Genomic DNA, 21,582 nt, shown 5'->3' on the forward strand with positions numbered 1-21,582 from the left:
TGTCTCCTGTCTCAGGCGCTCGCCAACTCGGCGGCCTTGTCGGCGGCCTCGTCCATCGTCGGAACCAAAGTGACCAGCGGGTGGTTGGCCTCGGCCAGAATGCGCCGGCCTTCGTCGACGTTGTTGCCATCCAGCCGCACCACCAACGGTTTGTTGGCTTCGGCGCCGAGTATTTCCAATGCCTTGACAATGCCGGTTGCCACCGCGTCGCACGAGGTGATGCCGCCAAAGACATTGACGAACACGCTCTTGACCTGTGGGTCACCCAAGACCACATCCAGGCCGGCGGCCATCACTTCGGCGGAGGCCCCGCCCCCGATATCGAGGAAGTTGGCCGGCTTGACTCCGCCGTGCCGTTCACCCGCATAGGCCACAACATCGAGAGTCGACATCACCAGGCCCGCGCCGTTGCCGATGATGCCCACCTGCCCGTCCAGCTTGACGTAGTTGAGGTCATGTTCTTGAGCCTTCAACTCCAAGGGGTCGGTGGATGCCCGGTCCTGGAACTCGGCGTGGTCGGGTTGCCGGAAGTCGGAGTTGGCGTCGAGGGTGATCTTGGCGTCCAGCGCAAGGATCTTGCCCGGATCGCCCGGACCGCTCGACGGCGTGCGCACCAACGGGTTGACCTCAACCAGCGTGGCGTCCTCGGCGACGAAGAGTTCCCACAGCGTGGCGATGGTGCCCGCGGCGGCGTCGAGTACCTCCGCTGGCAGGTGGCCTTGTTCGGCGATGGAACGCGCGAGCGCGAGGTCAACACCTTTCACGGCGCTAACCGGCACCTTGGCAAGCCGATCGGGTTTGGTCGCGGCCACCTCTTCGATGTCTATACCGCCCTCAACCGAGCACATGGCCAGGAAGGTCCGGTTGGAGCGGTCCAGCAAGAACGAGAGGTAATACTCCTCGGCGATGTCGCTGGCCTCGGCGACGAGCAGCTTCTTGACGATGTGGCCCTTGATGTCCAGGCCCAAAATGTTCTTGGCGTGCTCGTATGCCTCCTCGGGGGTGGCGGCGTATTTCACACCACCCGCCTTACCGCGACCGCCGGTCTTGACCTGCGCTTTTACCATCACGGGGTGACCGATCTCGGTGGCGATGGCCTTGGCGCCCTCGGCGCTGTCGGTCACTCGGCCGGGCGTGCTCGGCACGTTGTGCTTGGCGAACAATTCTTTCGCCTGATACTCGAAAAGATCCATGGGCTCACTGTCTTTGCTCGGCTTGCTAATGGGCCATTCGGGAGGCGACGCCGGATTCAGCAACGCGCACGGTGGAACTGTATCGACACCGGAAATCGGCTCAACGATCGCATCCCGACGATGTGGCACACGCCACCGAACACACCCCATTTCTGGGCGTGATCCAGATCACAATACGGGACATGATTCCATCTTGAGGTTGCCAGCCACATGACCTTGCGGATACCGTCTCAGGGTCCAGATAACGTTATGGTCACGATTCGAGGACATTTCAGCTTGCCCCAGCACTCCGTTGCCCGCTCTGTGGTTCGAGCGGCCGCGCTAGCACCCCGCGATCGGTGGCGGCATCACCATCGTAACGAAGTCACCGAAATCATTCCGTTGGACAGATTTCTCGGCGGTTCGGCGGACCTCGATCACCTAGATTTCGACGATCTCGATGACCTGGACTTCGACCACCCGGACTTCGCAGAGTTCGCGGATTTCGAGGCAGACGGCCCATTCGACACCGAAGCACAGCTGTTGCTGGCCCCGGAACTCGATGACCTGACCGACACGGACGATCTGACCCCGGCCTTGCTGGCCGCCCCTAGCGCACCCACGGACCAGCACGAATCGGTCGGCGAGCCCGGCACCGACCAGGACCCCGACCAGGATTTGGCCGCGGTCCCCCGCAGCGGCGGGCAACACCGTAAGCAGCCCACGAGTGCAGCCAAGGGCCGCTTGCTGATCTCGGCGATGGCCGCCGGCGCGGCAGCCGCCGCCGCACATACGGCGACCAGCCAGTCGGACACCCCCAGAAGTGAGACCGCGCCGGCTGTGACCGCATCGGCACTCAAAGGAGGCGCAGGCAGCTCTGCACCCCGGGGCGCCCAGGTGATCGCCGCCCAGCCGACCGAGAATGTCGCGGTACACAAGGCGGAGTTCGCCAGGGGCGTCGCGTTTGCGCAGGAGCGCGCCCAGCGCGAGGCACGGCTGCAGCAGCCGCTGTACGTCATGCCGACCAAAGGAATATTCACCTCGGCTTTCGGGTACCGCTGGGGTGTGCTGCACGGCGGAATCGACCTGGCGAACTCGATCGGGACCCCGATCTACGCGGTGTCGGACGGTGTCGTCATCGACGCGGGCCCCACCGCAGGCTATGGAGCGTGGGTGAAGGTGCTGCACGCAGACGGCACGGTTACCCTCTACGGCCACGTCAACTCCACATTGGTCAATGTCGGCCAGCGCGTCATGGCGGGCGACGAGATCGCGACCATGGGCAACCGCGGCTTTTCCACCGGGCCGCATCTTCACTTCGAGGTGCTCCTGGGCGGCACCCAGCGAATCGACCCGGTGCCGTGGCTCGCCAAGCGGGGACTACACGTCGGCGGCTATACCGGTTGACCCGGTGACCGAGCCGAACGGTCCCACCCCGCGCGCGAACCCACCCGAACCGTCGGCGTCCACCGCCGAATCACCGACACGGATCATCCGGCGCGCGCCCAGCGGCCCGTTGCCGGCAAATATCAGCTCTGAGACCAGCCGATCTCCACGCCCCGAGGGCGCCACAAGAATCATCCGGCGGGAAACCGCGCCTGCTTCGTCCACCGATCAGCCACACCCGCGAACCGCCGTCGCGGCCAGTGCCGTCAGCATCCTCAGTGGGTGGACCACCTCGGCAGTGGCCACCGACTTGATCGCTGGCTGGTGGAGCAACGACCGACTGTTCTGTATAGCGGTCGGATTCCTCACGCTGGTCTTTGCCGTGGCGACGGTCACCGGGGTCATCATGGTGCTGTTGCGTCGTCGCGCAGGGCGCTACCTCATTGTCACGGGCGCGCTCGTCGCGCTAGTGACCTACGGCGCCGTGGCGGTCGCGGGCACGCACGTCGCGGGGATCGTGTATGCCCTGCCCGCACTGCCGCTGGCCAGCGTCGTGCTGAGCCTGCACCCGCGTACCAAGCGGTGGCTCGAGCAGTAGCCCGTCTCGTCCCACGGCCGTGGTGCGCTACAGCTTCGAGAGCGGGGCGTGGTTGTGCATCAGCTTGACGCGGCCCGAACTGCCGAAGTCGATCAACGACATCGCCGATTCGCCGACACCGGAAACCTCCTCGACGCGGCCCAACCCATACTTGTCGTGGGTCACCCGGTCGCCCGGCTGCAGCACCAGCAGCGGGCGCTTGCTCGCTCCCGAACGGGCTCCTGGGTGCATGGGTGATGGGCGCGGCGTTCCGAACCGACCGGCTCCGCTGACCGGCGCACTGTACGACGGCGGCGGTGCGCTGCGCCGCCAGTCGATCAGTTCCTGCGGGATTTCCCGCAAGAACCGAGACTCTGGGTTGAGCATCGGCTGGCCCCACGAAGAACGGACCATGGCTCGACTCAGGTACAGCCGTTGCCGAGCACGGGTGATGCCCACGTAGGCAAGCCGCCGCTCCTCGGAAAGCTCGCCCGGGTCGTCGAGAGCCCGCATATGCGGGAACATTCCGTCCTCCCAGCCGGTCACGAATACCACTGGGAATTCCAGGCCCTTGGCAGTGTGCAACGTCATCAACGTGACCACACCGGCGCCCTGCTCGGGGATTTCGTCGGTGTCAGCCACCAGCGACACCCGCTCCAGGAAGTCCGCCAGGACGCCGGTGTCCGGCACGTCCTCGTCTACGGGGGTTTCTGCCTCATCGGGTGCAGCGTCATCGCTGGCCGCAAGGGTGCGGTCGGTACTGAATTCGTGTGCAACGCTGACGAGTTCGTTCAAGTTGTCCAGTCGCGCCAGCTCCTGCGGGTCGGTCGACGATTCCAGCTCCCTGCGGTAGCCGCTGCGCTCGAGCACGGCCTCCACCAGCTCGCCAAGGTCGTCGTCAAGGCGACCCCGCAGATCGTCGAGCAGGTCGACGAAGCCCGCAATCGCCTTCTCCGCGCGGCTGTTCAGCATCGACACCTTGCCTTCGGCCGCGGCCTGCAGCGCGTCAGCGAAGCTTGCGCCGGTGTTTTCGGCATATACCGACACGCACGCCTCGGCGCGATCACCGATCCCGCGGCGCGGTGTGTTGAGAATGCGTCGCATGCTCACCGCATCGCCGGGATTGTCCAGCACCCGCAGGTAAGCGACGATGTCGCGGATCTCTCTACGTTCGTAGAACCGCACTCCCCCAACGACTTTGTACGGAATTCCGGCGCGGATAAACACTTCCTCCAACGAGCGCGACGAGTTGTTGGTGCGGTAGAAGACGGCGACATCGTTGTAGGTGATGTCGCCGCGCTCGGCGAGCGCGTCGATCTCCTCGGCGACGAACCGGGCCTCGTCGTGCTCATTGTCGGCGACGTAGCCGACGATCAGCTCCCCTGCCCCGGCATCGGTCCACAGCCGCTTATCGCGGCGGCCCGAGTTGCGCGCGATCACCGAGTTGGCCGCCGACAGGATGTTCTGCGTCGACCGGTAGTTCTGTTCCAGCAGAATCGTTGTGGCGTCAGGGTAGTCGCGTTCGAAGTCCTCGATGTTGCGAATGGTGGCACCGCGGAACGCGTAGATCGACTGGTCGGCGTCGCCGACGACGCACAATTCCGCCGGAGGCACCTCATCGGCCGAATCGTCTGCGGAGTCTGATGATTCTGGGCGTGTCTCTGGCGTGCCGCGACCGACCAATTCGCGCACCAACACGTACTGAGCGTGGTTGGTGTCCTGGTACTCGTCGACGAGGACATGGCGGAATCGCCGCCGGTAGTACTGGGCGATCTGCGGGAAGCTCGCAAGCACGGCCACGGTCTCGCCGATAAGGTCGTCGAAGTCCAGCGCGTTGGCCGCCCGTAACCGCCGCTGGTACTCGGCGAAGACGGATGCCACCGTGCGGGCCAGCTCATCAGAGTCGTCCGAAAGATCCGCCAGCGCCTGGTGCGGGTCGATCAGCTCGTTCTTCAGATTGGAGATCGCATTGGCCAGTAACCGGGGCGAATACCGCTTGATGTCCAAGCCCATGTCGCGGCCGATCATCTGCAGCAAACGCCGCGAATCGTCGGCGTCATAGATCGAGAAGTTGGAGTTGAGGCCCTCGACCACCGACGCCTGATTGCGCAGAATGCGCACGCACATCGAGTGAAATGTTGACACCCACATGTACCGGGCTCGGTCGCCGACCAGACCCGCGACCCGTTCGCGCATCTCGGCGGCGGCCTTGTTGGTGAAGGTGATGGCCAGAATCTGCCCGACCCCCACCCGGCGGGCTGCGATCAGATAGGCGATCCGGCGGGTCAACACCGCCGTCTTCCCCGAGCCAGCGCCGGCGACGATCAGCAGCGGAGAACCCTCATGTACCACCGCCTGGCGTTGTTGAGGGTTGAGGCTGTCGAGCAGCTGATCGGCTGGGTTTGAACCAGGGGCTTCGGCATCGGTCGCGTGCACAGTCATGTCTGTCCAAACTTACCGCCGCCCGGCGACGACTCGGCTGACGAGGTGCTCCGGGCGGCGCAGCGCGGCGAGTTCGGGCATCACGTGGGACCCGTTCTATGAGGCCTGTTTTGCACAGATGCGGGATTTGGTGGCACACTTTCTTGGTGCTCAACGTGCAGCTCCGATTTTTCTACGGGTACCGGCCAGCGGTGCCCGTGGTCTAGCTGCTTTCGCAGAGCCCCGTGGTCCGCTTCGGCGATCGGGGCTCGTTTCTTGCGTGAGGCCCGATACCGGATGAGACCAGAACCCCCACCTCACGAGAACCCCGAAAGAGCAGAGATGAACATTGAGACGGTTGAGGCCCAACAACCCTCCGAACAACCCTCGGACAAGGCCGATATAGACCTCCTACGCGAAGAGATCGATCGGTTGGATGCCCAAATCCTGGCCGCGGTAAAACGGCGGGCCGAGGTCTCGCAGGCGATCGGCAAGGTTCGGATGGCATCCGGTGGCACGCGGCTAGTGCACAGCCGCGAGATGAAGGTGATCGAACGCTACAGCGAGCTCGGACCCGACGGAAAGGATCTGGCGATACTGCTGTTGCGGTTGGGCAGAGGACGACTCGGCCACTAATCGGTTACTACCGTCGTTACCTTCGGCCAATCGTTGCTTTGCTGAGGTAAATTGCCTCCGAAATGGTTACGGCAATAACAGCTGGGAATTCGCCATTGCGCCGGCTGATGTTGATATCGGCCACAGCGTTGCTCACCGTGGCCGGTGGGTTGTCCACCAGCTCAGCCACCTCGTCCGCGTGGTCACGGGATAACCTGCCGATCGAGTACCTGATGGTCCCGTCGCCGTCGATGCATCGCGAGGTCAAGGTGGAGTTTCAAAGCGGTGGCCCGCACGCGGTGTACCTGCTTGACGGGATGCTCGCACGCGACGACTACAACGGTTGGGACATCCACCTGCCGGTTTTCGAATGGTTCGACCAGTCGGGCCTCTCGCTCGCCATGCCCACCGGCGGGACGGCAAGTTTCTACTCCAACTGGTATCGGCCAGCAGCGGGCAACGGTGGGGTGTGGACCTACAAGTGGGAAACCTTTCTCACCGAGGAGTTGCCCAAGTACCTGGTGGCGAACAAGGGCATTGACACGTCGGGAAATGCTGTGGTGGGTGCATCGATGTCGGGATCCGCGTCGCTGATGCTGGCGGCCAAGCACCCGGACAACTTCACCTATGCGGCCTCGATGTCGGGGTTCCTCAATCTATCTGCGGGGCAGTGGCCTTCCTTGGTGAGTGTTGCGCAGCTCGGCGCCGGTGGCTTTCACTCCGAAGCCATGTGGGGTCCGCCCAGCGACCCGGCCTGGGCTCGCAATGACCCGACGGTCAATGCCGCAAAGCTGGTCGCCAACAAGACCCGCGTGTGGGTGTATTCGGGCAACGGCACGCAAACGGAGCTCAGCGGCGCCAACAAGCTGGATGCCAGTCTTCTCGAAAACGCCACGCGAGTCAGCAACAAGGCCTTCCGGAGCAAGTACAAAGCCGCCGGCGGCCACAACGGCGTGTTCAACTTTCCCGACAACGGCACCCACACCTGGGACTACTGGGGTGCGCAATTGCAGGCCATGCTGCCCGATCTGCAGCGAGTGCTGGGTGCCGGCTAGTTAGCTGCCGCACTAGTGGCGATCGCAAGCGCGGCGTAGCCGGGCGCAGTCGGGTCGCCATCATCGGATTAGGGTCGAACCATGACCCCGATGAGTTCTGTGCAATCAATCCCGGATATCACCGCCACCGCGCCATGGGAGGCGCTGCGCAGGCACCACGACCAGATCGGCAAGACTCATCTACGCCAGTTCTTCGCCGACGACCCCCACCGCGGCCGCGAGCTGACCGTGGCGGTGGGTGACCTGTACATCGACTACAGCAAACACCGCATCACCCGCGAAACGCTACGTCTGCTGGTCGATCTCGCCCGCGTGGCCCGCCTCGAGGAACGCCGTGATCAGATGTTCGCCGGTGCGCACGTCAACACATCGGAGGATCGTGCGGTGCTGCACACGGCGCTGCGGCTGCCCCGCGACGCGGAGCTGATCGTCGACGGCCGCAATGTGGTCGACGATGTGCATGCCGTGCTCGACGCCATGGGTGACTTCACCGACCAGGTGCGTAGCGGCGAGTGGACCGGAGCCACCGGAGAGCGCATCACCACCGTCGTCAACATCGGCATCGGTGGTTCGGACCTGGGGCCAGTCATGGTGTACCACGCACTGCGTCACTATGCCGACGCCGGAATCTCGGCGCGCTTTGTCTCCAACGTCGATCCTGCCGACTTGATTGCAACGCTGGCCGGCTTAGACCCCGCCACAACGCTTTTCATTGTCGCCTCGAAGACGTTCTCCACGTTGGAGACGCTGACGAATGCGACCGCCGCGCGACGCTGGCTGACCGACGCGCTCGGCGACGCGGCGGTGTCGCGCCATTTCGTCGCAGTCTCGACAAACCGGCGCCTGGTCGACGACTTCGGTATCAACACCGACAACATGTTTGGGTTCTGGGACTGGGTCGGCGGACGCTATTCGGTCGATTCGGCGATCGGACTGTCGGTGATGGCGGCCATTGGCCGCCAGGCCTTTGGCGATTTCCTGTCCGGATTCCACATCATCGACCAGCACTTCACGACCGCACCGCTGGAGTCCAACGCGCCTGCCCTGCTGGGGTTGATCGGGCTCTGGTACTCGAATTTCTTCGATGCCCAATCGCGCGCCGTCTTGCCGTATTCCAACGACCTGGCCCGCTTCGCGGCCTATCTGCAGCAGCTGACCATGGAATCCAATGGGAAGTCGACCCGCGCCGACGGCACGCCGGTAACCACCGATACCGGTGAAATCTTTTGGGGCGAACCGGGAACCAACGGTCAGCATGCGTTCTATCAGCTGCTTCATCAAGGCACCCGGTTGATACCTGCCGACTTCATCGGTTTCAGCCAACCGCTCGACGATCTGCCGACCGCGGAAGGCACCGGCAGCATGCACGATTTGCTGATGAGCAATTTCTTCGCCCAGACCCAGGTCCTGGCGTTCGGCAAGACCGCCGACGAGATCGCCGCCGAGGGCACCCCCGCCGACGTCGTGCCACACAAAGTGATGCCCGGCAACCGGCCGTCCACCTCGATTCTGGCCAACCGACTCACGCCGTCGGTGCTCGGGCAACTGATCGCGCTCTACGAGCATCAGGTGTTCACCGAAGGTGTGATCTGGGGCATTGACTCGTTCGACCAGTGGGGTGTGGAGCTGGGCAAGACGCAGGCCAAGGCGCTGCTCCCGGTAATCACCAGTGACGCCGCACCCGGCCCACAGTCGGACAGCTCGACCGACGCGCTGCTGCGTCGCTACCGGTCTGAACAAGGGCGGACCAGCTAGCAGCCCCGGTTATGCGAAACGTTTCGCCAGCCCCGGCGGCACAATCCGCATCACCTGCACCAGCGGCGCCCACGGCCACCGCGGCACGGCGGCCCGTCCGGGCTCGCGCTCGATGGCGCCGACAATTGCCTTGACGCCCGTCGCGTTGTCCACCATGAACATGGTGCTCGCGGACTTGGCGGTCATCTCCGACTCGATGTAGCCCGGCTCGATCACCGAGATCTTGATCGGCCCTTTGGCGTACTCCGCACGCAGCGACTCGCCCAGCGAGCGGACACCGGCTTTGCTTGCGGCGTAAGCAGCCTTGACTCCCGGCACCCCTTTGGCGCCGAGCACCGAAGAAATGAGCACCAGGTGTCCCGAGCCAGCCTTGTGGAACATCTCGAGCGCGGTCTCGATCTGCACTAGGGCGGACACCAGGTTGGTCTCGATGGTTGCTTTGTTCGCCCACAGCTTGCCGGAGCCCAACGGGGCGCCCTTGCCGATGCCGGCGTTGACGATGATCCGGTCGATGCCGCCGAGCTCTTCACTCAGTGCGGCGAACACCTTCGGCACCTGCTCGTGGTCGTTGACATCGAGCGCCGCGACCGCGACTTTGATGGCTGGATGATGTTGTGCTAGTTCGGCTTTTAGTTCATCGAGTCGATCTGTGCGGCGGGCGCACAGTGCCAGGTCGCGGCCCCTAGAAGCGAAGGCGCGGGCCATCCCGGCGCCCAGACCAGAGCTGGCGCCGGTGATGAGGATTCTCTGTCGCGTCACCCCGGTGAGCATATAGACCGCCCCGCGAACGTCGAGTTGTTGGGCCGAAACAAGGGGAATCGGCGCAACAACTCGACGTTCGAGCGACTACTTGAGCAGCCGCGACATCCGCCGGTCGGCCAGCACCTTGCCGCCGGTCTGACACGTCGGACAGTACTGAAAAGATTTGTCTGCGAACGACACTTCACGCACGGTGTCACCACACACCGGGCATGGGAGTCCGGTGCGCGCGTGCACCCGCAGCCCGGAGCGTTTCTCCCCCTTGAGCATGGCCGCGCCCTGGCCGACGGACCGGGTCACCGCGTCGGACAGGACCGCCACGATGGCGCCATGCAACGCGTTGAGTTGCCCGTCGGACAGCTTCCCCGCCGTGGCGAACGGCGAGATCTTCGCGACATGCAGAATCTCGTCGCTATAGGCATTGCCGATGCCGGCGATCACCTTCTGGTCGGTGATCACGGTCTTGATCCGACCGGTGTTGCCGGCCAGGAGATCCGCTAGGTCGTCAGCGCCGATGTCCAGCGCATCGGGCCCGAGCGCGCCAATGCCCGGCACCTGCCTCGGATCTTCGACCAGCCATACCGCCAACCGCTTTTGAGTTCCGGCCTCGGTCAGGTCGAACCCCGGCGCGCTCCCCGGCACGCCCAAGTGAACCCGCAAGGCAATCGGCCCCTTTCCCGGGCGCAATGGCGCCGCCGCTAGTTTGTCGGACCAGCGCAGCCAGCCGGCTCGGGACAGGTGAGCAATCAACAACAGCGTGTCGGTCCGCAGCCCCAGGTACTTGCCCCACCGCTCGGCCCCGACAACGGACTGGCCGTGCAGCGCGGTGACTGGCGGGTCGAAGGTCTTGAGCACAGACAGCGCCGAGACGTCGACCCGACCGACTGCCAATCCAGCGGCATGTCGGCGCAAATGCTCGGCCAACGCTTCGATCTCAGGGAGCTCGGGCATGCGTTCAGTGTGCCGATCGCGACGCGAGAATGTCCATCGCACCGCACGGTCGCCCAACCCGAGAAACTGGTGGACCCCGTACCGGAACCCGGATACCATCGCCACGTCCGTGACCCTGTCACGCTCAAACGTGTTGACCCGCAGCCTAGCCCCCACCGCCGGTACGAACCGAGGCAATGAACCGACAGGACGTCGAATTCCTCTCTGGCCCAGATACGTGTCGGGCGTGGCTGTATGTTCCCGACGCCGCCGCGCCCGCGCCGGTGATCATCATGGGCCACGGTCTGGGCGCTGTCCGCGAGATGCGGCTGGATGCCTATGCGCAGCGATTCACCGCCGCGGGCTACGCCTGCCTCGTGTTCGACTACCGATACTTCGGCGCCAGCGGTGGCCAACCGCGCCAACTACTCGACATCGACCGCCAGCTGGCCGACTGGGCGTCCGCCATCGCGTTCGCACGCACTCGCACCGACATAGATCCCACACGACTCAGCTTGTGGGGCACCTCATTTGCGGGTGGTCACGTGATCGTTGCCGCGGCCCGCGACCAGAACATCGCCGCGGTCATCTCCCAGTGTCCGTTCACCGACGGAGTGGCGTCGACCATCGCCGCGCTGGACCTGCGCACCACGGTCAAGGTCGTCCGGTGCGCCATCGCCGATGTCGTCGCCAGCCGCCGGGGGCGAGCCCCAGTGATGATCGCGGTGGCGGGCCAGCCCCATTCGGCGGCCTTGATGACAGCCCCCGACGCCCTGCCTGGCTACCTCGACCTGGTCCCGGAGGGCTCCACGCACGAGAACGCAGTTGCCTCGCGAATCGCGTTGCGTATCTCTTGGCATCGGCCCGGCAGACACGCCGCGCAGGTCCGGTGTCCCATTCTGTTCAGCGTCTGCCAAACCGACACTGTCGCGCCGGCCAAGGCCACGGTGCGACACGCTCGCAAGGCACCACGCGGCGAGTTGCTGCTCTACCCACACGGCCACTTCGACATCTACCACGGGCAACCCTTCGACGAGGTCATCGCCGACCAAATCGCTTTCCTGCGCCGCCGCATGCCCACGACGACCTGATCGCCAACAAACACCGTGGGAGGCGGCCGAAGTCCCCGCTACGGGGCGGTGGCCTCGACCAGCATCGTCGGACCGAAGTGGCGGACTCTTCCGGGTATGAGCCCGGCGTCGCGCATCAAAGCGTGCACCTGCTCCGGTGAGCGCTCCCGGCCACCCTCGCACAGGGCGAGCATGGTCGCGTCGAGCATCGCGGTCAACGCGTTCGGTCGGCCTGATTCGTGGTGCAGATCGATGGTGACCAGTGTGGAACCGGACGGCATGGTCGCGCGGACCCGCTGGAGGATGTCGCGACAGGCGTCGTCGCTCCAGTCGTGCAGGATCCACTTCATCGTGTAAACATCAGCGCGAGCGTCCAGCTGACCAAACAGGTCGCCGGTGCGGTACTCGATCCGGTCGGCCAGTCCTCGCGCTCGCAGAAACTTGTCCGCCCGTTCGATCACCTCGGCTGAATCGAGCAGGATGCCGCGGGCCTGCGGCCGATGGTCGAGAAGGGCCGCGAGCATGTGCCCCACTCCCCCGGCGATATCGCAGATGACTCCACGCCTCGGCCATGGATAGGCCCGCACGATCCCGGCAAGGTCGAACTCGGTGAGCTGACGCATCGCTTCTGCGAATGCGGCGCCCATGTCGGAGCGATCGCTGAAGTAATCCCACAATGACTTACCGAAGACCCGCTGGTAGCCAGAGGGTTGCGCACCGTCGCGAAGCTGCGCGTCCAGGTGCCCGAATGCCGCTGCGGTGTCGGGGTCGGCACAGTAGACAACCCACGAGGCAATCGACTGGGGGTGGTCACGACGCAGTGGCGCGCCGACCTTCGTCAGCCGCGCGCGGCCACGGCGGTCCACTCGCGTCAGCCGCGACGCGGAGGCGGCGCCGATGATTCTGATTGTCACGTCGGGGTCCAATCCCAGCTCGCGCGCTAGCTCGACGGGATCACGTGAATTCTTCCCGAGGGCATCGGCTAACCCCGAGGAGACGAGCGCGCCCGCAATCTTGGTTTTCTGCAGCCCGGACGCGATGTCCAAGAACAGCACGATCTCTCCTGGCACCGCGGCATCAACGAGTTCCACCACGCGGCGTCGAGCACCCAGAGCGGCACGCGCCACCCACAAAGGCAGTGGCACGGCTGGAAAGCGCATAGACGATGCCTAGCGTAGGCGGTTATTGGCCGCAATTGCGCCCACTGCGCGCGAGGCGGAATCTTGGTCTAAATCTTGGTCCTAGGCGCCAAAGCTGGCGGCGACACCAGCGGCCTGGGCGCGACCGTCGGCGGCAACGATGCTGTTGCCGGACACCCCAGCATCAGCAGCGGCGACCGTAAGGCCGCTATCGCCAGTCCCGTCAGCGAAGCCCGGAAGGGGACGGAGGACCCCACCGTTGCCGCCGTTCCCCACGGCCCCACCCTCGCCGGGCAGCCACTCGCGCGCGCCTGCGACGCCACCGTCGACAGGTCCCGAAGCGCCGTCCAGACCGACTGACGGAACCGAACCGGTGGCTTCGACGCCCAGGGTATCCATGAGGCCTTGGGCGAAGAGGTAGCCACCACTGCCACCAAAACCGCTTTCGCCGCCGTTGCCCCCGCTGTTGGCGAGCCCGCCCGCGGCGCCCACGCCGTACAGCATCCCACCAGTGCCCGCGAGTGAGCCGCCGGTGTGGCCAGTCGCACCGAGGTCGGTGGCCGCACCTTCGGCACCGGCTGCGCCGGTTCCGCCAGTGCCCAATACCCCAGCCGACTCGCCGCTCGCACCGGCCTGACCAGCCCAGCTGGACGCTTCGTTGCCGGACGCCCACCCGGCGCCACCGGTGCCCGCCCCGACCCCCGGGGCTCCGCCTACTGGTACTCGCCCCGTGGCCGCCAGCGCAGGATCGCTGATCAAGGCGTCGGTGTGTTGCATCGGCCGTTCGTTGGCGACCTCGGCATCGGCGTAATGGGTCGCGCCAGTGCCCATGAGCTGGACGAACTGCTGGTGAAATAGCGCCGCCTGCGCGCTCAGCGCCTGATATGCCTGCGCGTGCGCACCGAACAAAGCGGCAATCCCCGCCGACACCTCATCGGCACCCGCGGGCAACACCGCGGATATCGGGGCCGACGCCGCCGCATTGGCCTGGTTAAGTGTCGAACCAATACCGGCGAGATCGTTGGCCGCTGCCGCCACATACTCGGGCGCTGCGATCACCCACGACATCAACAACCTCCTGGCAATTGCTTACAAATTAGCCATCGCCGCCCGACCTTCGACACACAAGTTGAGCTACACCCGATGCTAGCGCGCTCCCTTGGCGATCCGGGCGCTTCCGCCAAATCTCTCATCCAGCCATCCTGCTCACGCTGCTCAGCGCGCCAACTCCCTCATAACCGCTCAACAATGCCGGGTCAGAATCCTAGGCCTGTCCAGTGCTGCCGGGCCGGCCGACCAGCCCTCCACCCGAACCGCCCGCGCCGCCCGTGCCGCCCTGGGCAGCACCGGCACCGGCCCCGCCGTTGCCGCCATCGCCGATGAGCCCGGCGTCGCCGCCAGCACCACCGACGCCGGTCCCGGAGGGGGCATCGAAACCGAAGGGTATGGTGCCCGAGTCACCGCCGTTGCCACCGCCGCCGAAAAGGGACCCACCATCGCCGCCGAGGCCGCCGGCGGTGCCACCGTTGCCGCTCAACTCGCCCTCAGTCGGCAACTGGTAGTTCCCGGGGAGCGCGACGTTGCCGCCGTTGCCGCCAGCGCCGCCTTGCCCGAACAGCCAGGCGTCGCCGCCGAAGCCGCCGGCAGCACCGGCACCGGCGTCGCCGCCCTTGGTACCGCCGTTGCCGCCATTCCCGCCGTTGCCGCCGTTGCCGCCGGTGCCGCCGTTGCCGATCAACCCGGCTTGCCCGCCCGTACCACCGAAGCCACCGGGGCGGCCGTCGCCGGCTTCGAACGGGGCCGCGATGGGAACATCCCCACCAGCGCCGCTGTTGCCGCCCGAGCCGCCCGTCCCGCCGTTGCCGTAGAAGAACCCGCCGCCGCCGCCGTTGCCACCGGAACCGCCGCCACCGCCGTGGCCCGCAGCCTCTGCGGCGGCCCCGGTCACGGATTGACCCGCGGCGCCGTTGCCCCCGTTGCCACCGACGCCGCCGCTACCGAACAGTCCGGAATTGCCGCCGTTACCGCCGTTTGCGCCAAAGATATCGCCGCCACTGGCGCCAGCCAGGACGCTGCCGTCAGCCACAACGGCACCGCTATTGCCTCCGTTACCACCAGCCCCACCGTCGCCGAACAGCCACCCACTGTTTCCCCCGTTGCCGCCGATGCCGCCGACGCCGCTAGTTCCTCCGAGCTTGCTGGCGTCGATAGCTCCGGTGCCTCCGCCTCCCTCGCCTCCGGTACCGCCAACTCCGCCATCGCCGAGGAAGAACCCGCCGCGCCCACCGGCACCCCCGGCGCCGCCGACGCCGCCGTTGTTGCCGTTGTTGAAGCCGGCGGCGGCGGCACCCGCGGCTCCGCCCACGCCGCCGAGTCCCCCGGCACCGCCGAGACCGTACAGCAGCCCGCCGGAACCACCGATACCGCCGGCGCCGCCCGCCATGCCTGCTTCGCCGGTGGCCCCTGCCACGCCGTCCCCGCCGGTTCCGCCTATTCCGCCATTGCCCCACAGCCCCGCCGAACCACCGGCGCCGCCAGCCTGACCGGCCGCACCCGACCCGCCGTTACCGCCGTTGCCGAACAACCACCCGCCGTTGCCGCCGCCGGCCCCAGACCCCGCGGGTGCGTTCGCGCCGTTGCCAAACAGCGGACGCCCGGTGAGCGCCAACACCGGATCGTTGATCAAGCCCTCGGCCTGTTGCAGCGGCGACGCATTGGCCGCCTCGGCATTGGCGTAGTGACTCGCACCGGCGCTCATGAGTGCGACGAACTGCTGGTGAAATAGCGCCGCCTGGGCGCTCAGCGCCTGATATGCCTGAGCGTGCGCACCGAACAAAGCCGCGATCCCCGCCGACACCTCGTCGGCCCCCGCGGGCAACACCGACGATGTCGGGGCGGACGCCACCGCGTTGGCCTGGTTAATTGTCGAGCCAATGCCCGCCAGATCGTTGGCCGCTGCCGCCACATACTCGGGCGCTGCGATCACCCACGACATCAATAACCTCCCAGTAGCTGGGACCATCCAGTCGCCGCCGAGCTCTCGACACGAGGTGAGTGCTGGTCGACGCTAGCGCGACCCGGATGGGTCGCTTCCGTCAAATACCTACAGCCCTGAACAAGCCCTTATCAAGCCCTCAGCAAATAGGTATCCATGATCCAACCGTGCCGTGCTCGAGCTTCGGCACGTAGCGCCACGATGCGCTCCCCGACCTCGCCGACAGTGCCCGCTACCAGCAGCTCGTTGCCGGTACCGAGATAGGCGCCCCACCAAATCCGGGTCTCCGGCGGGCACACTCGAAACGAACAATCGCGGTCGAGCATGACCACAGCTGAGCCGGACACCCCGTGCTCCCGCAGTTGCCTGCCGGTGGTGATCAGCACGGGCGCGCCCACCTCATTGAGTGGGACTCGGTGCCGGGCGGTAAGCGCCTGCACCGCGGTGATGCCAGGAACGACATCATAGCTAATCTCGGCCTCGGCGGCTAGACCCTGCAGGACACGCACGGTGCTGTCGTACAGCGACGGGTCACCCCAGGCCAGGAACGCGCCTACCCCATCGGGTCCCAGTTCGGCGGTGATGGCCCGGACCCAGATCCTCGCGCGGGCCCCGTGCCAGTCAGCAACCGATTCTCGATACTCGGCGGTCCTCGACCGTTGCGGGTCGGGCAGCTCAACGAATCGGTAGCCGGGCTCACGAATAAACCGCGCACAGACGGTGCGCCGCAGTTCCACCAGGTCGCTTTTCTGCTCGCCTTTGTCCATCGCGAAGAACACCTGGGTGTCGTTGAGCGCGTTGATCGCCTGGACGGTCACGTAGTCGGGGTCCCCAGCGCCGATGCCGATGACGTGAATATGCCGACTCACGATTTCCTTCCCGTTCCTTCCCAGGCGGTCCCGGTGTCAGGGAATCGCCGTCGTCTTGTTGCGGGTCCCTGGCACGTTGCCCGTGACGACGCTGACGGTCAACCCGCACAACGCGAGTTTCCTACACGAGACCCTCGGTACCCGGTACCATGAGTATTGATCATCGAGTGTGATCGGCCTCACGCCTGAAGCGCCCGACGAAGGGACACCAAGCGATGACCACAGCGGTGCAACCTCGTGGGCCGAGTCGTGAAGAGTTCTCAGAGCGCCTGCTCAAGGGCTCGGTCAAGAAGTCCTACGAGCCCGTCGTCGACATCGACTGGGATGCACCACTCGACCCGGACAAGTTCTATCTGCCCCCCAAGCTGGTGTCGCTGTATGACACCGGAATGTGGGACGAGATGACCCGCGCACAACAAATCGAGCTGTCCCGCCAGGAGTTGGTCAATACGCTGTCGGCGGGGATCTGGTTCGAGAACATGCTCAATCAATCGTTGCTGCGCACCATCCTCCACGAGGACCCCACCAGCCGCTCGACGCACTACAAACTGACCGAACTGGGCGATGAGACCCGCCATATGGTCATGTTCGGCAAAGCGATCGAGCGTATCGGCGCCAAGCCCGTACAACCGCGGCGGTTTCATCGGATGATCATCAATACCCTGCCCCTGGCGTTCCAGCGGGGCGCGATGCTGTGGGTGGCCGCCCTGATCGGTGAGGAAATCTTCGACTCGCTGCAACGGCAGATGATGGACGACCCGGACTTGCAGCCACTCATCCAACGGCTCATGCGGATTCACGTCACCGAAGAAGCGCGCCACATTCAATTCGCGCGTGACGGCGCACGCAAACGCGTCGCTGAGATGCCACGCTCCAACCGGTGGTTCATCGCCAACATCAACGGTCTCGGTGGCTATTTCTTCAACTACCTGTTCAGCAATCCGATCCCGTATGCCCGGGTGGGTCTGGACCCAAGGCGGGCACGAAAAGCGGCCCTCGCCAGCGCGCACCGCCGCGAGATGCAGGTCGCCGGATTCTCCGGGCTGGCAGCGTTCTTGACCGACGCGGGCTTAATGGGCCCAATCGCGCGTCGCGGGTGGAAGCGCAGCCGGTTTCTGTGACCCCAGCACCCGCTGGAGCCAGCCACCAAGTCTTACCGGTCGCGGTGGTTGGCGCGGGAGCGGGCGGCCAGGCGGTTGCGGCCGCACTGATGGCGGCCGGTATCAGCGACTTCGCGATCTTCGACAAGACGCCTGCGGCCCCGCCACGCTGGCCGGCGCCGCTCGCAGGTCGGTTGCGCCTCGGCCGCAACATTGTCCGATCAGCATTCGACGACAGCACCGACACCTGGACGCTCAGGACAGACTGCGGCCACGATTTAAGGGCCCGTGTCGCCATCGCCGCCCACAGCTCGGTGCTCGTCCCCTGGATACCCGACTTCGCGGGGAGCGCGGACTTCCAGGGCGAGTCGTTTCACGCGGCGGCGTGGCCCGCTGACTTCGATCCGACCGGCAAGCGCGTCGCGATCATCGGGGCAGACGCCGCTGCCGGCTATTTCGTCGGCCAACTGGTCGAGTCGGCCCGATCGGTCACCCTCTTCGCCCACGCACCGCGCCGCGTTGTCACCGTGGTGCCATCGCGGATGACCCGAGCCAAACACTGGCTGCAGCGCCACATCCGTAGCCCGCGACCAGGCCCGGTGCTGACGGGGCCGGCTATCGAAGCGCTGACCTCGTCGGGGATCCGCACCAGCGATGGCCTCGTGCATCGGACCGACACCATCATCTTCGGCACCGGGTTGGCGATCGCCGACGACGTCTGTGATCAAACGCTGATCGGTACCGGCGGATTGCCCCTCCGCCGGGCTTGGCGCGCCGGCAGCGAACCGTACTTCGGGGTCGCCGTGCACGGTTTCCCCAACCTCTTCTTCGTCCCGGGCCCCGATACCGTCGCACAGGCACGCTATGTCACCGAATGCGTGCAGCTGATGAAACGCACGGCGAGCACCCGCATCGAGGTGCGTCGCAGCAGCCAGCAGGTGTTCAACGAGCGCGCCCTGACCAGATCTGCCCAGCCGCGTTCGGTTGCATCGGTGTTCTCGCTGTCATCCGGCACCGCCGAGGACAATGAAATCTACGAGGGCGCTGCGACGCTGACGTTGGCGGGCACCCGCCATCGGGTTCGGGTCCGGCTGACCGGTCACCTCGACCCGATCGACGGGAATTATCACTGGCAGGGGATGATTCTTGATTCCCTGCCGAAGGACGCACGCACGCATACCGGGCCGACGACCCTGACCGTGGGCGAGCACACCGCACCGGCGCGAGTCGTCGAACGAACACCGTGGGGAACGCACTCGGTTGCCGGAGTGGGCGCACCGCCCTACCCCGCACGCGTCGGCTACCCCAACCTTGACCGAACCTAGACACGAACTGGGCCCATACCCTACATTTTGGGATTTGTTGAGCAGATTCTCAGCTTTTGGCCGGTTTAGCGCGGATAAGCTAGGCAACGGCGCCGGTTGGCGGGTGACTGCGCACTCATGTGGCCAACTCCTGGGTGGTGCCTGGAAGACAACAAGACAGACAAGAACGGCGTGTTCGGCGTGATGATGGTTGGTGTTTCGGCTGGGCGGAGTCGAGCCATCCGACCGACCGATGCCCGGTCTGCAACGCCGCCTGCGGCGATCATCCGAAGATAGATAGGGCTGCCGCCAACGAGGACCGAAGCGTCACGCCACGCGGCAGCAGTTCGAGGAGCACTAGATGAAACGGGACGGCACCGCGGCACCGGAACGCCGGTTCATGACGTCCGGCCGTTTCAGGACCAAGAAACCGCGGGAAGTCGCTGCGCTGCGTGCCCGGTCGCTGGCGGCGACTAGCGCGCCTGGGGCGACAGGGTGGTTCCGGTGAGCGCCATAGCCGAGTCGCCCAGCTCGTTGGCCATCGCAGCGCGAACCGAAAGGTCCGTGATGATTCTGACCGCCGACGGCGTGCTTGACGCGAACAGCGCCGCCTCGCTTCGCGACAGCATCACGCAGGCCACCCTCGAGGCGCCAGCTGCCGTCATCGTCGACGTGACCGCTCTTCACGTCCCCCAGGAAGCCGCGTGGGCAGCCTTCACCAGCGCCCGCTGGCAGGTCGACACTCGGCCCGGCGTTCCCATCGTGATCGTCTGCGCCCAACGCTCCGGCCGCGCCGCCATCACCCGCACGGGAGTCGCCCGCTTCATGCCCGTGTACCCGACAGAGAAAGGGGCGATGCGGGCCATCGGCCGGCTCAAGCGTCGCAATGGCTCCTATGCCCGCATGGAGCTGCCCGCCAACGTGAGCAGCCTGCGCGAATCACGCAGACTGGTCCGCGAGTGGCTCACCGAGTGGTCACGTCCCGCGCTTATCCCGGTCGCGTTGGTGATCGTCAACGTCTTCATGGAAAACGTGCTCAAACACACCGAAAGCAGGCCGGTGCTACGGATCGAGAGCGACGGAACGACGGCGACCATCGCAGTTTCGGACGCCAGCAGTGCTCCCGCCGTCCGGCTAGCCTCGCCGCCCACAGGAATTGACGTCTCCGGCCTGGCGCTCGTGGCAGCGCTGTCCCGCGCCTGGGGCAGCAGTCCCACCTCGTCGGGCAAGACAGTCTGGGCAGTCATCGGTCCGGAAAACCAGCTTTGAACAGTGCAGGCGTACCCGGTTGCGGGCCAAACTAGAACACGTTCTAATCTGTATGGCGGGTCCTTTCGAGGAAGGTGACGACGTGCGCTTCAGCTACGCCGAGGCAATGACCGACTTTTCGTTTTACCTCCCGCTGGCCAAGGCCGCCGAGGCAGCCGGGTACAGCAGCATGACGATCCCCGACAGCGTCGCCTACCCCTTCGAGTCGGATTCGAAGTACCCCTACACCCCCGACGGCAACCGCGAATTCCTCGACGGCAAGCCGTTCATCGAGACATTCGTCCTCACAGCGGCATTGGGCGCGGTGACGACGACATTGCGGTTCAACTTCTTCGTCCTCAAGCTGCCGATCCGCCCGCCGGCGTTGGTGGCCAAGCAAGCCGGTTCATTGGCTGCCTTGATCGGCAACCGAGTTGGGCTCGGCGTGGGCACCAGCCCCTGGCCGGAAGACTACGAGCTCATGGGCGTCCCCTTCGCCAAGCGCGGCAAGCGGATTGACGAATGCATCGATATCGTGCGTGGCCTCACCTCCGGTGAGTACTTCGAGTTCCACGGCGAGTTCTATGACATCCCCAAGACGAAGATGACCCCGGCGCCGACCCAGCCGATCCCCATATTGATCGGCGGACACGCCGATGCCGCGTTGCGGCGGGCGGCACGTGCCGACGGGTGGATGCACGGGGGCGGCGATCCAGAAGAACTCGACCGGATGATCGGCCGGATCAAGCAGCTTCGCGAAGAAGAGGGCAAGACCGGCCCGTTCGAGATCCACGTGATCTCGGTCGACGGCTTCACGGCGGATGGTGTCAAGCGGCTCGAGGACAAAGGGGTGACCGACGTAATCGTCGGCTTCCGCATCCCCTACATCATGGGGGCCGACACCGAGCCGCTGGACACCAAGATCCGCAATCTGGAGATGTTCGCCGAGAATGTGATCGCGAAAGTCTAAGCACCACAGGGGATCGATCCCATCGAGTATCTCGACGTTTTCGATCGCCCTTACCTACACACTCGTACCCCAACTCGATGGACGCGAACCGCTGGCTAGCGGGGTCGACCAATCGGGATATGAGCGGTCGGCCGGCCATCACGAACGCCGCCATCGCGATTCTTTGATAACGCATAAAGGCTGCCGCGCATCGGATAACGTTGAATTTCCGATTGCT

The 21,582-nt window shown here is 65.5% G+C and carries 19 protein-coding genes and 1 pseudogene; 10 read left to right on the plus strand and 10 right to left on the minus strand.

The genetic code is table 11. The features are described from left to right. Window positions 1-11: 11 nt before the first annotated feature. On the minus strand, window positions 12-1,193 hold the full coding sequence (sucC, locus tag F6B93_RS18345; protein WP_211696359.1) for an ADP-forming succinate--CoA ligase subunit beta: 1,182 nt from the start codon (window positions 1,191-1,193) through the stop codon (window positions 12-14). Window positions 1,194-1,469: 276 nt separating this feature from the next. On the opposite strand from sucC, the gene F6B93_RS18350 reads away from it, so the two are divergent. Further along, window positions 1,470-2,579, plus strand: coding sequence for a M23 family metallopeptidase (locus F6B93_RS18350; protein WP_425518468.1), 1,110 nt, complete (start codon window positions 1,470-1,472; stop codon window positions 2,577-2,579). Here F6B93_RS18350 and F6B93_RS23150 read toward each other — a convergent pair. Then, complete coding sequence (locus F6B93_RS23150) at window positions 2,553-2,753, minus strand: hypothetical protein (protein ID WP_246540844.1); 201 nt, start codon at window positions 2,751-2,753, stop codon at window positions 2,553-2,555. The genes F6B93_RS18350 and F6B93_RS23150 overlap by 27 nt on opposite strands. Between F6B93_RS23150 and F6B93_RS23830 the strand changes: the two genes are divergently transcribed. Beyond that, the gene (locus F6B93_RS23830; RefSeq protein WP_425518566.1) at window positions 2,662-3,156 is read left to right on the plus strand and encodes a hypothetical protein; all 495 of its coding nucleotides are present in this window, start codon (window positions 2,662-2,664) and stop codon (window positions 3,154-3,156) included. The genes F6B93_RS23150 and F6B93_RS23830 overlap by 92 nt on opposite strands. A gap of 27 nt (window positions 3,157-3,183) precedes the next feature. Here F6B93_RS23830 and pcrA read toward each other — a convergent pair whose 3' ends face one another. Next, window positions 3,184-5,577 carry a DNA helicase PcrA gene (gene pcrA / locus F6B93_RS18360; RefSeq protein ID WP_211696362.1) on the minus strand — a complete coding sequence of 798 codons (2,394 nt, stop codon included), beginning with the start codon at window positions 5,575-5,577 and terminating at the stop codon, window positions 3,184-3,186. Window positions 5,578-5,853: 276 nt separating this feature from the next. Here pcrA and F6B93_RS18365 point away from each other — a divergent pair, with 276 nt between their 5' ends. The 3 genes from F6B93_RS18365 to pgi all read left to right on the plus strand — a co-directional run bounded on the left by F6B93_RS18365 (window position 5,854) and on the right by pgi (window position 8,981). Beyond that, window positions 5,854-6,192 (plus strand): chorismate mutase, encoded by a 339-nt coding sequence (locus F6B93_RS18365; RefSeq protein WP_211696363.1) that lies wholly within the window; start codon window positions 5,854-5,856, stop codon window positions 6,190-6,192. Window positions 6,193-6,254: 62 nt separating this feature from the next. Then, window positions 6,255-7,226 carry an esterase family protein gene (locus F6B93_RS18370; protein WP_211696364.1) on the plus strand — a complete coding sequence of 324 codons (972 nt, stop codon included), beginning with the start codon at window positions 6,255-6,257 and terminating at the stop codon, window positions 7,224-7,226. A gap of 90 nt (window positions 7,227-7,316) precedes the next feature. Beyond that, window positions 7,317-8,981: a glucose-6-phosphate isomerase gene (gene pgi, locus F6B93_RS18375; protein ID WP_211699590.1), complete on the plus strand. Its 1,665-nt coding sequence runs from the start codon at window positions 7,317-7,319 to the stop codon at window positions 8,979-8,981. Between the two features lie 9 nt (window positions 8,982-8,990). Here the strand turns inward: pgi and F6B93_RS18380 are convergent, their stop codons facing one another. The 3 genes and pseudogenes from F6B93_RS18380 to F6B93_RS23165 all read right to left on the minus strand — a co-directional run. Then, entirely contained in the window at window positions 8,991-9,740 is a 750-nt protein-coding gene (locus F6B93_RS18380; RefSeq protein WP_211699591.1) for an SDR family oxidoreductase, read from the minus strand. Between the two features lie 87 nt (window positions 9,741-9,827). Further along, entirely contained in the window at window positions 9,828-10,295 is a 468-nt protein-coding gene (locus F6B93_RS23160; RefSeq protein ID WP_246541159.1) for a zinc finger domain-containing protein, read from the minus strand. A 153-nt stretch (window positions 10,296-10,448) separates the two neighbouring features. Continuing rightward, a pseudogene (locus tag F6B93_RS23165) lies at window positions 10,449-10,790 on the minus strand (DNA-formamidopyrimidine glycosylase family protein); the annotation flags it as partial. Window positions 10,791-10,867: 77 nt separating this feature from the next. Here F6B93_RS23165 and F6B93_RS18390 point away from each other — a divergent pair. Continuing rightward, window positions 10,868-11,761: an alpha/beta hydrolase gene (locus tag F6B93_RS18390; RefSeq protein ID WP_211696366.1), complete on the plus strand. Its 894-nt coding sequence runs from the start codon at window positions 10,868-10,870 to the stop codon at window positions 11,759-11,761. 38 nt (window positions 11,762-11,799) lie between these two features. Here F6B93_RS18390 and F6B93_RS18395 read toward each other — a convergent pair whose 3' ends face one another. From F6B93_RS18395 to cobF, 4 genes are all read right to left on the minus strand, one after another. Then, window positions 11,800-12,900: a methyltransferase gene (locus tag F6B93_RS18395; RefSeq protein WP_211696367.1), complete on the minus strand. Its 1,101-nt coding sequence runs from the start codon at window positions 12,898-12,900 to the stop codon at window positions 11,800-11,802. A gap of 81 nt (window positions 12,901-12,981) precedes the next feature. Further along, window positions 12,982-13,947 (minus strand): PE family protein, encoded by a 966-nt coding sequence (locus F6B93_RS23490; RefSeq protein WP_211696368.1) that lies wholly within the window; start codon window positions 13,945-13,947, stop codon window positions 12,982-12,984. Window positions 13,948-14,143: 196 nt separating this feature from the next. After that, complete coding sequence (locus F6B93_RS18405) at window positions 14,144-15,874, minus strand: PE family protein (RefSeq protein ID WP_211696369.1); 1,731 nt, start codon at window positions 15,872-15,874, stop codon at window positions 14,144-14,146. 131 nt (window positions 15,875-16,005) lie between these two features. Beyond that, window positions 16,006-16,743, minus strand: coding sequence for a precorrin-6A synthase (deacetylating) (cobF, locus tag F6B93_RS18410; RefSeq protein ID WP_211696370.1), 738 nt, complete (start codon window positions 16,741-16,743; stop codon window positions 16,006-16,008). A gap of 215 nt (window positions 16,744-16,958) precedes the next feature. On the opposite strand from cobF, the gene F6B93_RS18415 reads away from it, so the two are divergent. The 4 genes from F6B93_RS18415 to F6B93_RS18430 all read left to right on the plus strand — a co-directional run bounded on the left by F6B93_RS18415 (window position 16,959) and on the right by F6B93_RS18430 (window position 21,365). Beyond that, window positions 16,959-17,864: an AurF N-oxygenase family protein gene (locus F6B93_RS18415; protein ID WP_211696371.1), complete on the plus strand. Its 906-nt coding sequence runs from the start codon at window positions 16,959-16,961 to the stop codon at window positions 17,862-17,864. Then, window positions 17,861-19,168: a DUF4873 domain-containing protein gene (locus F6B93_RS18420; RefSeq protein WP_246540848.1), complete on the plus strand. Its 1,308-nt coding sequence runs from the start codon at window positions 17,861-17,863 to the stop codon at window positions 19,166-19,168. The genes F6B93_RS18415 and F6B93_RS18420 overlap by 4 nt, the downstream gene beginning before the upstream one ends. Window positions 19,169-19,642: 474 nt before the next feature. Beyond that, entirely contained in the window at window positions 19,643-20,416 is a 774-nt protein-coding gene (locus F6B93_RS18425; RefSeq protein ID WP_246540850.1) for an STAS domain-containing protein, read from the plus strand. Window positions 20,417-20,498: 82 nt separating this feature from the next. Beyond that, window positions 20,499-21,365 (plus strand): TIGR03619 family F420-dependent LLM class oxidoreductase, encoded by an 867-nt coding sequence (locus tag F6B93_RS18430; protein WP_211696373.1) that lies wholly within the window; start codon window positions 20,499-20,501, stop codon window positions 21,363-21,365. Window positions 21,366-21,582: the final 217 nt, after the last annotated feature.

The organism is Mycobacterium spongiae (assembly GCF_018278905.1).
GTDB classification, from domain to species: Bacteria; Actinomycetota; Actinomycetes; order Mycobacteriales; family Mycobacteriaceae; genus Mycobacterium; species Mycobacterium spongiae.

What these genes read in the sequence shown, in the direction of transcription:
- F6B93_RS18365 (WP_211696363.1), top strand. Translation starts at nt 5,854, where the DNA reads ATGAGACCAGAACCCCCACCTCACGAGAACCCCGAAAGAGCAGAGATG.
- F6B93_RS18390 (WP_211696366.1), top strand. Translation starts at nt 10,868, where the DNA reads ATGAACCGACAGGACGTCGAATTCCTCTCTGGCCCAGATACGTGTCGG.
- sucC (WP_211696359.1), bottom strand. Translation starts at nt 1,193, where the DNA reads ATGGATCTTTTCGAGTATCAGGCGAAAGAATTGTTCGCCAAGCACAAC.
- F6B93_RS18395 (WP_211696367.1), bottom strand. Translation starts at nt 12,900, where the DNA reads ATGCGCTTTCCAGCCGTGCCACTGCCTTTGTGGGTGGCGCGTGCCGCT.
- pcrA (WP_211696362.1), bottom strand. Translation starts at nt 5,577, where the DNA reads ATGACTGTGCACGCGACCGATGCCGAAGCCCCTGGTTCAAACCCAGCC.
- F6B93_RS18415 (WP_211696371.1), top strand. Translation starts at nt 16,959, where the DNA reads ATGACCACAGCGGTGCAACCTCGTGGGCCGAGTCGTGAAGAGTTCTCA.
- F6B93_RS18405 (WP_211696369.1), bottom strand. Translation starts at nt 15,874, where the DNA reads ATGTCGTGGGTGATCGCAGCGCCCGAGTATGTGGCGGCAGCGGCCAAC.
- pgi (WP_211699590.1), top strand. Translation starts at nt 7,317, where the DNA reads ATGAGTTCTGTGCAATCAATCCCGGATATCACCGCCACCGCGCCATGG.
- F6B93_RS23490 (WP_211696368.1), bottom strand. Translation starts at nt 13,947, where the DNA reads ATGTCGTGGGTGATCGCAGCGCCCGAGTATGTGGCGGCAGCGGCCAAC.
- F6B93_RS18370 (WP_211696364.1), top strand. Translation starts at nt 6,255, where the DNA reads ATGGTTACGGCAATAACAGCTGGGAATTCGCCATTGCGCCGGCTGATG.
- F6B93_RS23150 (WP_246540844.1), bottom strand. Translation starts at nt 2,753, where the DNA reads ATGATTCTTGTGGCGCCCTCGGGGCGTGGAGATCGGCTGGTCTCAGAG.